Origin of the sequence: Streptomyces sp. P17 (genome assembly GCF_032436805.1) — a bacterium.
Classification (GTDB): domain Bacteria; phylum Actinomycetota; class Actinomycetes; order Streptomycetales; family Streptomycetaceae; genus Streptomyces.
This window is the reverse complement of sequence record NZ_JAVRBF010000873.1, coordinates 1-269: the sequence shown is the minus strand read 5'-3', so window position 1 is coordinate 269 and position 269 is coordinate 1. Positions and strand designations below refer to the sequence as shown.

Sequence of the window (269 nt, the reverse complement as noted above, 5' to 3'; positions counted from 1 at the left end):
CGCTGACCATGTCGCGGATCACTTCGGCCGCCGCCAGACGCGTGACCAGGCGGTCGTCGGTGACCTTGAAAGCGAGATACTCGCCGCGCTCGTCGGCATAAAGCCGCGCCTCGCCGGCTGGCCGATCTTTTCCGGGCTCATTGGTCACCACATAATATTTGCGCCGGATACGATCGGGCAGCGCATCGCCACCGACCATCGCGGAGGGTGATTTGTCCGACGTCGTCGCCCGACCCTCGCCTGATTTGTCTGCATTGGGATCGCGACCG

1 protein-coding gene is annotated in these 269 nt (G+C 63.9%); it reads right to left on the bottom strand.

Annotation, left to right across the window (positions count from 1 at the left end):
- Positions 1–269, bottom strand: a 269-nt coding sequence (locus tag RMT89_RS43280) for a hypothetical protein (protein ID WP_315889241.1), incomplete at both ends; no start/stop codon positions are given.